Genomic DNA, 8,677 nt, shown 5'->3' on the forward strand with positions numbered 1-8,677 from the left:
CGCCGCGCACGCCGCCGCCACGAACCAGGCAGGGTGCGGAATGCTGGTCATCGTCCAGGCCGCGAAGCAGAAGATCACCATGCTGGTGATCCGCCCGGCCAGGGCCCGCCTGCCGGCGAGCAAATTGGCGCTGGAGGATCCGGCCAGCACGCCGAGGACCCAGGCCAGCAGCACGGCGAACTTCGCCTCAATCGGCACCCGTGACATCACCGTCTGAAGCTGCGCGGGGTCGGTCAGATCCACGCCCGGCGGCGGCGGAAAAATGGTGTGTCCCATGCCCTCGACAACGCCGGTGACGATTCCGCCGACGATGACGCCTAGCACCACACCCAAAATTAGCCGCAACATCGTCTTCGTCTCCAGGATCGACCTGGCCGCAACCTCGGCTAGATTGCGCGGATGCTCAAGGTTCTGCGATGACGGCCCAGCGTTTCCATCCAACGCGTGGCGAGTTGATTGATATCGGCGGCCGCCGCATGCGCGCGGTTCGCGCGGGAGACAAGTCCGATCGGCCGATGATCATCCTGGAAGCCGGATCTTTCGGCTGCGCGGCCGATTGGGCGGTGGTCCAGGACCGCCTCGCCGCCAAGGGCCTGGCCAGCATCGCCTATGACCGCGCCGGCCTGGGCTTTTCCGATCCGGGACCCGAGCCGCGCGACGGCCACGCCGTCGCCGGCGACCTTGAGAACATGTTGGCGCGGATGGGCGAGCACGGCCCGTTCGTGGTGGTCGGTCACTCAATGGCGGGGCTGATGGTCCGGGTGTTCGTTCCGCGCAATCGCGACCAGGTGGTCGGGGTCGTGCTGGTCGACGCCGTGACCCCCGAGATGATGGACGTCAAGAGCGCCGCCCGCGCCGTCCACGCCTATCGCCGGGCCATGAAGTTCGTCGGCCGATGGTCGGGCCTGGGCTTCATGGCGCCGGTCTCGCTGTTGATCGGCGATATGATCGGGCTCGAGGGCGAGGCTTCGAAGGAGAAGCGCCGCATCTACGGCTCGCCGGTCCACACGCGCTGGGCGGCTGATGAGGTTCAGAACTGGCCACGGACCGCCAACCAGGGTCGTGAGGCCGGGACCTTTGATCCCGACCTGCCGGTGGCCGTGGTGACAGCGGGCGACGAACCGGTGACCGCGCCGCTGAAGGCGCTGGAAGCCGCGCCCGCTCATGCTTCGCACCATGGCTATGTCGATCATGTGCACGGCGCCAACCATGCCAGCCTGCTGGGCAGGAAATTCGCCGATCCGATCGTCGCGGGGATCGAGCACGTGCTGGCCGCCGCCGGGCGCTAGGGTTCGCTGACGACCACGCCGCAGGCGGCCAGCAGACGGTCGTGGACCAGTGAACGCACCGACACCTCGCCGGCGGCTCCGAGCAGCGGGCAAGTGACGGCGCCGTCCGGGACGATGATAATCGGAAGGCCGCCCCTGGCGCTTGCAGGCACAGGGCGCAGGGCCTGACGCTCAGTGGCGGGCAAGCTGGCCGCATGACCGGCCAGGGCGACAATGCGCACCGGCCGGGGCGAGCGGATCTCGAACCGTCCGTCCCAGACGCCCGCGCCGTGCAGCCATAGCTCGGCGAGGCCGCCGCGCTGGATCTCGCCCGTCTCGCGCATGAAGCGCACCTCATGGGCGTCAGCCTCGATCCTCGCGCCGCACAGGGTGGCGGTGACCGGCGCGGGGCCGCGCAACGCGGCGGCTAGACGTTCCAGGCGGTCGCTGCGCGGCGGCTTGGCGGTGCCGGCGGCGCAGAGGCTGGCGGCGGCGATCAGCTTTCGAGCTTCGGGCGAGGCGAGAGCCATGCGCGGAAGCGAGATCGCGCCTGCCGGATCGACAGCCGCCGTGCGTGCGAGGTCCGCCAAGGCGCCGGGCAAGTCCCCGCTGAGCGGCGCGCCCTCGGTGGGCGTCGCGGCGCGAGCCCGTGCGCGGGCGAAGCGCAGGTCGCTATTGCTGGGGTCCTCGATCCAGGTTTCGCCCTGGTCGACCAGCCATTCGCGGATATCCATCCGCCTCAGGGTGAGCATCGGCCGCAGCAAGAAGACATCGCGCCCCTCCGGCCATGCCGGCGAAGGGCTCCATTCGCGCGGGGATGGCGTGGTCGAGCCCGCGGTCCGCATGGCGACGGCCTCATCCAGGTCGCTGGCGGTATGCCCCAACAGGATCACACGCGCGCCCAGGTCGCGGGCCGCGTTCGCCAGCAGGCGGTGCCGGGCTGCTCGGGCCGCGGCGGGCAAGCCTTGGGCCGGCTTGTCGCCGGTCCACTTCAGCGCGTGGAACTCAAGGCCGAGGCGCCACGCCAGCGCCGCGCAAGCTCTCGTCCAGTCGCGGCTCTCGGGACGTAGCTGGTGATCGACCGTCAGGACGATGAGGCGTCGTCCATGCTGGCGCGCCCAACTCGCGGCGATCAGGGTCAGGGCATGGGAATCCCCGCCACCCGAGAGGCCAAGGGCGATCGGGGCGGAGGACTCTCTCCGCAGGCGCTGGTTCAGGACCGCGCGGACGCCGTCCTGCAGATCAGCGTCCGGTGTCGTCAGGCGGCGCACTTGGCCTGGGTGCGCGCGGCCGAGGCGCGGCTCTGCACCGCCGCCGGGGCTTTCGGGTAGCGGCGCTTGAACTCATCCAAGGTCTGGCAGGCGTCGGCCGGCTTCTTCAGGGCGATCAGGCTACGGGACAGTTCGACCACGGCGTCGGGCGCCCAGCTGGTGTTCGGCCAGCCGCGGATCGCGCCGATATAGGCGCCGGCCGCCTCGGCTTGGGCGCCGCGGGCGGTCAGGGTCTTGCCCAGCCAGTAACGGGCCTCGGGGGCCTTGGCGCTGTCGCCGTGGTCGGCGACGTAGTCGCGGAACCCGGCCTCGGCGGCGTCGTAATCACCGGCCAGCATCGCTTGGCGCGACCGCGAGAAGGCTTCCGCCGGGCTGAGGCCCGCGGCCGGTGAGGGACCGCCGGCCAGCTCGCCCGACACATTGGGCGGGCTCTGGGCCGTGGCGTTGCTTTCAAAGGCGGTGAGCCGGTCCGACAGCGCCTTGTTCTCGGTGCGCAGCGCCGCGGCGTCGCGCTTGGCCAGTTCGGCTTCACGGGTGGCGTTCTCGATGTCGCCGGTCATCCGCGTCAGGCTCTGCTCCAACTCGCCTAGGCGCCGGGCGACTTCCTGCAGTTGGTAGTCGGTCTCCGCCGGCTGCACGACCACCGGCTTTCCGGAGTCGCGGCCCTGGAACACGATGGCGCGCAGTTCGCGCATCACCTGCTCCATGCGGTCGAGCCGGCGGGCGTCACGCGCGTCCAGCGGGTCCATCGGGACCTGGGCGAGCGCGGTGGTGGCGATCAGGCTGAGCGCCAGGGGCAGGGCGAGGCGGCGGAACATCATGGGTGGCATCATCTACAGAATCGGACGGCCAAATTGGGGCTCTTCGGGGCGGGGTCTCGTCTGGCCCGCAAACGCAAAGAGGGGACCCGATGGGCCCCCTCTCGCATTGGTTCGCCAGCAGGCCTTACTGCGCGCCGCCGACGATCGCCGTGCGGGCGTTCCGGTTGCGCTGGAAGGCTTCCTCGGTCGAGCCCGGATCGATCGGACGTTCCTTACCGAACGACACGGTCGAGATGCGCGACGGAGCGACGCCACGCGAGACCAGGTGCTCGCGCACCGAGTTGGCGCGGCGCGAGCCGAGGGCGAGGTTGTATTCGCGGGTGCCGCGTTCGTCGGCGTTGCCTTCGATACGGACCTGCACGTTCGGATAGCGCACCAGCCAGGCGGCTTGGGCGTCGAGCAGCGGCGCGGCGTCGGCGCGGACTGAGTAGCTGTCCAGGTCGAAGAAGACGCGTTCGCCGATGTTGATCACGAAGTCTTGGATCGTGCCGGGCGTCACCGAGGCGCTCGGCGCAGGCGCCGGGGTCGGTTCAGGCGTCGGGGCGACGGCGGGCGGCGGCGCGGGTTCCGGCGCAGGGCCGGGCTTCGGGCGTGAGGCGCAAGCCGTAACGGACAGGGCGGCGGCCGCGACAAGGGCCAGTCGAAGGGCGTGCTTGGTATTGAAGCTCTGCACGTTGGCTTCTCCTATTTAAAGTTTCGACGATGGCGGGTCCCCACAGCCAGTTCTTGTTTCTACCTGGCTTTTGGGGGACCGGACATTTGAAAAGACCGTCAGGACGGGAATATTACACCTGACAGGACTGGTTAATTCTGCAGCGGCGACCATGCCGGATCAGAACCCGACCCTGGGTAGGGCGCCGCCCGCAGGATCCGGCCCGTCACGTCGACGGTCCACAGGCGCGGACCTGCGCCAGGCGTCTCGCGGCTGAACATCAGAACCCGGCCGTTGGGCGCCCAGGTGGGGCCTTCGTCCATGTAGCTGGTGGTCAACAGCCGCTCGTCCGTGCCGTCCGGGCGCATGATGCCGATGTGGAATTGGCCGCCGGCTTGCTTGGTGAAGGCGATGAAGTCGCCCGTCGGGCTCCAGACCGGGGTCGTATAGCGGCCGGCGCCGAAGGAAATCCGCCGTCCGCCGCCGCCGTTGGCGTCCATCACATAGAGCTGGGCGGTGCCGCCACGGTCGGAATTGTAGACGATCTTCGTCCCATCCGGAGAGAAGGACGGCGAGGTTTCGATCGAGGGGTCCGAGGTCAGCTTGCTGCTGCTCCGGCTGCGCAGGTCCATCACATAGATGTCGCTGTTGCCGTTGCGCTCGACCGAGAAGGCGACGCGGCCGCCATCGGGCGAGAACCGCGGCGCGAACACCATGCCAGGGAAGTTACCGAGGGTCTCTCGACGGCCGCTTTCAAGATTAAACAAGTAGATCGACGACCCTTCGGGCCGCAGCGCCATGTAGGTGATCTCCTGGCTGGTCGAGGAGAACCTGGGCGTCATGACGATGTAGGAGCCGTCGGTCAGGTAGCTGGGATTGGCGCCGTCCTGGTCCATGATCGCCAGCTGCTTCTTGCGATCAATACGGCCGCCGCTCTCGGATACGAAGACGATGCGGGTGTCGAAATAGCCCTTCTCCCCGGTCAGCCGCTCATAGACGGCGTCGGAGATCTTGTGCGCCAGCTTGCGCCAGTTCTCGGGCGTGGTGGTGAATTGCAGACCGAGCAGCGGTTGTTCGGAATAGACGTCCCAAAGGCGGAAGTTCACGGTCAGGCGCCCACCCTCGACCGTCGCCTGGCCGTTGACCAGGGCCTGGGCGTTGATGGTCTTCCAGTCGGCGAAGCGCGGCTGGACGTTCACGTCCGGGTTCTTCTCGATATAGGCGGCCTGGTTGATCGGGGCGAACAGGCCCGAGCGTTCCAGGTCGCCGGTGATCACTTGAGCGATCTCCGCGCCCTGGGCGCCGCCGAAGACCGGGATGGCGATGGGCAGGGGTTTCACGTCGCCCCGGTTCACATCGACCTCGATCTGGGCGTGTGCGGGCGCGGTGATAGCCGTTGTCGACAGCAGCGCGGCCGCGAGCGCGAGGGCCAGGGTTTTCAGTCGCATGGGACGGAGCTCCATTAGAGACAGGCTTCGCGGGCGTTGAAATTGACGGCGATGCGGTCGCCGTAGAATTGTCGTGGCAGGTCGCGGAACGGCGCGGCGGCGAAGACCGCGCGGATCGCGCGCTCGGCGGCGGCCTTCTCGACCGGGTTCGCTGAGCGTTCCTTGCCGCCGGCGTCCGGTTGTCCGAGCACCTGGCCGCCGGAGCCGAGCGTGAAGGTCACGCGGATGCGCACGTCGCGCCCGCCTTCGACCTCGCAGTTCGGGTTCCAACGACGCTGCAGCTCGTCGGTCATGCCTGCGATGGCGGCGGCCGCTTGGCCGGAGCCAAGGTCGGGCCGGGCTTCGCGCGCGGTGGCCGGACGCGTCTCGCCCTTGGCGGCTGACGAGCGCTGCGAGCCTGAGCTCTTCGCCGACTTGGCGACGCTGGCGGCCAGGGCGTCGAGGTCGAGGCCCGGCGACTTTGGTGCGGGCTTGGCCGGGGCGGCCTTCGTCGGCGGTTTGGCGGGAGCTGGCTTGGGCGTCGGCGCTGGCGCAGGGGCCGGCGTCGGAGCTGGCCTGGGCGCGGGCTTTGGCGTCGGGGCAGGCGGGGTTGGCGTCGGCGCGGGCTCAGGCGCCGCCGGGGTCGGGGCGGCGTCGGGCACGGGCTGTTCGGTCTGGGCGGGCGCTTCTTCAGCCGCCTCGATGGCCGGGGCCAGGTTGGTGCTCGGCGCGTTGGCGACGATGTTGATCGGCACGGCGCCGCCGACCGGCAACGGCCGGCTCCAGGGCCATGCGACCAAGGCGGACGCGATCACCCCCACGTGCAGCAGGGCTGATGCGACCATCGCCGCCGAGAATTCGGACTTCTGCCGCGCCATCAGGATATCAGCGCTGATCACCGCCCGACGAAGGGCCGCCGGTGTCGGTGATCAGGTTGATCGTGGTGAAGCCGGAGGTCGACAGCGCGGCCATGACCTGGGCGACCACGGCGTAGGACGCCTGGCCGTCGGCGCGGACATAGATCGGCTTGGCCGCCTGGTCGCCGACCATGGCGCGTAGGCGCGGGGCCATGCTGGAGAACGGCACGGCGTCCTCCTGGATGAAGATCGCGCCGTCGGCGCGGATCGACACGGTCAGCGGCTCGGGCTGGTCCTCCATCGCGCCGGCTTCGGTCTTTGGCAGCTCGACGGGAACGCCGACGGTCAGCATCGGCGCCGAGACCATGAAGATGATCAGCAGCACCAGCATCACGTCGACCAGCGGGGTGACGTTGATTTCCGACAGCGCGCCGCGCGAGCGGCGGCCCCGGCGCCGGCGCGAGCCCCCGGTGGCGGAAAAGGCGTCGTGAGCGGAAAGCGCCATGGCCCTAGACCCGCTCGGCCAGGCGCCGCTGGATCGCGGTCGACAGGTCGTCTGCGAAGCCTTCGAGGCGGCCCGCGTACTTGCCGGAGTCGGTCGAGAACTTGTTGAACGCGATATAGGCTGGGATAGCCGCGATCAGGCCGATGGCGGTGGCGAACAGGGCTTCGGCGATCGAGGGCGCGACGACGGCCAGGTTGGTCGACTTTTCCACGGCGATCGCCTGGAAGGCCTTCATGATACCCCACACCGTGCCAAACAGCCCTACGAAAGGTGACGCGGTGGCGACGATGGCCAGCGAGCCGAGGCCGTTTTCGACGCGGGACGTCTCGCGGGCGATCATGGTGTCGAGGGTGCGGTCAATGCGCTGGATCAGGAAGGCGGTCTGGCTCTCGGAGACCTGGCCGCGCGCGCGCGCCTCGCGCCATTCCTTCAGCGCGCCTTGCAGCATCCGGGGCAGGGCCTGGGTCGGACGCTCGCCGGCGTCGGCGGCGATCTCCTCCAGCGGCCGGCCGCTGGCGACCAGATCCTCGAAGTCGCGGGCTTCCTTGTTCAGCTTGGTCAGCCGCACGCTCTTGTCGATGATCACCGTCCACGACCACAGCGAGGCCAGGATCAGCCCCACCATCACGGACTTCACCACCCAATCGGCGCGGATGAACAGATTGATGAAGCTGAAGCTCTCGGCGGTGATCGGGGCGACGTCCATGCTCTCCAAGGGCTCCGTTGCGAATGAGGCGCACGACTTCAAGCCGCGCGCGGTGGCGAACTTAAGGCCGCCAAGTCTGGTTAACCGGCTTCTAACGCGGAAATGGTGAAGGCGGTTTTACGCAAACCTTACGCAAATAGCGGGCGCAGGGTGTCCAGCATGCCCGGCGGCGGCTTTCGCGGCCGCCCCTGAAGGTCGATGCAGGCCGCCTCGACCACCGCCTGGCAGACCAGTTCCTCGCCCCGGGTGATTCTCTGGCTGATGAACAGCCGCGGGCCGCGGGCGGAGTCATAGGTGGTCCGCACCGCCAGGGCGTCGTCGATCCGCGCCACGCGCTTGAAATCGATCTCCATACGGACGATGGCGAAGGCGGCGGGGTCGGGCCGGTCCAGCAGGTCGGCGTGCCGCACCCCGGCGATCCGCAGGAAGTCCGAACGGCCGCGTTCGAAATAGCGGACATAGTTGCCGTGATAGACGACGCCGGTGAAGTCGGTGTCCTCGTAATAGACCCGCACCGGCAGGACATGCTCGCGGCCCTCAAGGAAGCCGGCGGAGGGTTCGATGCTCATGGCGGCAGGGTAGGGCGGGGCGCGAGATCGCGCCATCTAGAACAAATAGAGAACTTTGTTATCGTGCGGGCATGGCGGATCTGCGAAATCGGGCGCGAGCGTTGCGCGTCAAGCAGACGCAAGTGGAGGCTCGGCTCTGGGTTGCCTTGCGCGACCGGCGCCTGGGTGGCTGGAAGTGGAGGCGGCAGGTCCCGCTGGGGCCGTTCATCGCGGACTTCGTGTGTGCTGAGTTGATGTTGATCGTGGAGTTGGATGGCGGGCAGCATTTCGAGGCCGCGCCCTATGACGCGCGGCGGACGGGTTATCTGGAGAGCTTGGGCTATCGGGTGCTGCGGTTCTGGAACGCCGTGCTGATCGAGGATTCCGACGCGGTCTGCGACACGATCCTGCGAGCCTGTGGTGGCGAGAGGCCGCAGAGCGGCGTGCGCCGCCCCCTCACCTAACCTCTCCCAAGGGAGAGGAATGACTTCTCCTCTCCCTTGGGAGAGGTCGGGTGAGGGGTCTTGGACTGTCGGTTTTGCGGTGATGGCGGTTGAGCGCCGCCCCCTCAACCTCTCCCGAGGGAGAGGAATTTCTTTCTTCTCCTCTCCCCGCTGGGGAG

Annotated in this window: 11 protein-coding genes; 2 read left to right on the forward strand and 9 right to left on the reverse strand. The window is 68.6% G+C overall.

From position 1 onward, the window contains the following. The coding region (locus Q7T84_RS00555; protein ID WP_304805609.1) for a hypothetical protein at window positions 1–348 on the reverse strand (348 nt) is incomplete at its 3' end. A gap of 68 nt (window positions 349–416) precedes the next feature. Between Q7T84_RS00555 and Q7T84_RS00560 the strand changes: the two genes are divergently transcribed. Then, window positions 417–1,289, forward strand: coding sequence for an alpha/beta hydrolase (locus tag Q7T84_RS00560; RefSeq protein ID WP_304805610.1), 873 nt, complete (start codon window positions 417–419; stop codon window positions 1,287–1,289). On the opposite strand, the gene tilS is transcribed toward Q7T84_RS00560, so the two are convergent. The 8 genes from tilS to Q7T84_RS00600 form a co-directional block, all read right to left on the reverse strand. Beyond that, the gene (gene tilS / locus Q7T84_RS00565; protein ID WP_304805611.1) at window positions 1,286–2,539 is read right to left on the reverse strand and encodes a tRNA lysidine(34) synthetase TilS; all 1,254 of its coding nucleotides are present in this window, start codon (window positions 2,537–2,539) and stop codon (window positions 1,286–1,288) included. The genes Q7T84_RS00560 and tilS overlap by 4 nt on opposite strands. Next, window positions 2,527–3,360: a tol-pal system protein YbgF gene (ybgF, locus tag Q7T84_RS00570; protein ID WP_304805612.1), complete on the reverse strand. Its 834-nt coding sequence runs from the start codon at window positions 3,358–3,360 to the stop codon at window positions 2,527–2,529. The genes tilS and ybgF overlap by 13 nt, the downstream gene beginning before the upstream one ends. 124 nt (window positions 3,361–3,484) lie before the next feature. Further along, complete coding sequence (gene pal, locus Q7T84_RS00575) at window positions 3,485–4,033, reverse strand: peptidoglycan-associated lipoprotein Pal (protein WP_304805613.1); 549 nt, start codon at window positions 4,031–4,033, stop codon at window positions 3,485–3,487. A gap of 131 nt (window positions 4,034–4,164) precedes the next feature. Continuing rightward, window positions 4,165–5,460 (reverse strand): Tol-Pal system beta propeller repeat protein TolB, encoded by a 1,296-nt coding sequence (gene tolB / locus Q7T84_RS00580; RefSeq protein WP_304805614.1) that lies wholly within the window; start codon window positions 5,458–5,460, stop codon window positions 4,165–4,167. A 14-nt stretch (window positions 5,461–5,474) separates the two neighbouring features. Next, window positions 5,475–6,338 (reverse strand): energy transducer TonB, encoded by an 864-nt coding sequence (locus tag Q7T84_RS00585; protein WP_304805615.1) that lies wholly within the window; start codon window positions 6,336–6,338, stop codon window positions 5,475–5,477. Beyond that, a complete protein-coding gene (locus Q7T84_RS00590) occupies window positions 6,325–6,801 on the reverse strand; it encodes a biopolymer transporter ExbD (RefSeq protein WP_304805616.1) in 477 nt (158 codons plus the stop codon). The genes Q7T84_RS00585 and Q7T84_RS00590 overlap by 14 nt, the downstream gene beginning before the upstream one ends. A gap of 4 nt (window positions 6,802–6,805) precedes the next feature. Further along, window positions 6,806–7,507, reverse strand: a complete 702-nt coding sequence (tolQ, locus tag Q7T84_RS00595; protein WP_304805617.1) for a protein TolQ — start codon at window positions 7,505–7,507, stop codon at window positions 6,806–6,808. Window positions 7,508–7,635: 128 nt separating this feature from the next. Then, a complete protein-coding gene (locus tag Q7T84_RS00600) occupies window positions 7,636–8,076 on the reverse strand; it encodes a YbgC/FadM family acyl-CoA thioesterase (protein WP_304805618.1) in 441 nt (146 codons plus the stop codon). Between the two features lie 71 nt (window positions 8,077–8,147). Between Q7T84_RS00600 and Q7T84_RS00605 the strand changes: the two genes are divergently transcribed. Next, entirely contained in the window at window positions 8,148–8,519 is a 372-nt protein-coding gene (locus tag Q7T84_RS00605) for an endonuclease domain-containing protein (RefSeq protein WP_304805619.1), read from the forward strand. Window positions 8,520–8,677 lie beyond the last annotated feature (158 nt).

Origin of the sequence: Phenylobacterium sp., assembly GCF_030654915.1 — a bacterium.
Lineage (GTDB): Bacteria > Pseudomonadota > Alphaproteobacteria > Caulobacterales > Caulobacteraceae > Phenylobacterium.

What these genes read in the sequence shown, in the direction of transcription:
- Q7T84_RS00600 (WP_304805618.1), bottom strand. Translation starts at nt 8,076, where the DNA reads ATGAGCATCGAACCCTCCGCCGGCTTCCTTGAGGGCCGCGAGCATGTC.
- ybgF (WP_304805612.1), bottom strand. Translation starts at nt 3,360, where the DNA reads ATGATGTTCCGCCGCCTCGCCCTGCCCCTGGCGCTCAGCCTGATCGCC.
- Q7T84_RS00560 (WP_304805610.1), top strand. Translation starts at nt 417, where the DNA reads ATGACGGCCCAGCGTTTCCATCCAACGCGTGGCGAGTTGATTGATATC.
- tolB (WP_304805614.1), bottom strand. Translation starts at nt 5,460, where the DNA reads ATGCGACTGAAAACCCTGGCCCTCGCGCTCGCGGCCGCGCTGCTGTCG.
- Q7T84_RS00590 (WP_304805616.1), bottom strand. Translation starts at nt 6,801, where the DNA reads ATGGCGCTTTCCGCTCACGACGCCTTTTCCGCCACCGGGGGCTCGCGC.
- tolQ (WP_304805617.1), bottom strand. Translation starts at nt 7,507, where the DNA reads ATGGACGTCGCCCCGATCACCGCCGAGAGCTTCAGCTTCATCAATCTG.
- Q7T84_RS00605 (WP_304805619.1), top strand. Translation starts at nt 8,148, where the DNA reads ATGGCGGATCTGCGAAATCGGGCGCGAGCGTTGCGCGTCAAGCAGACG.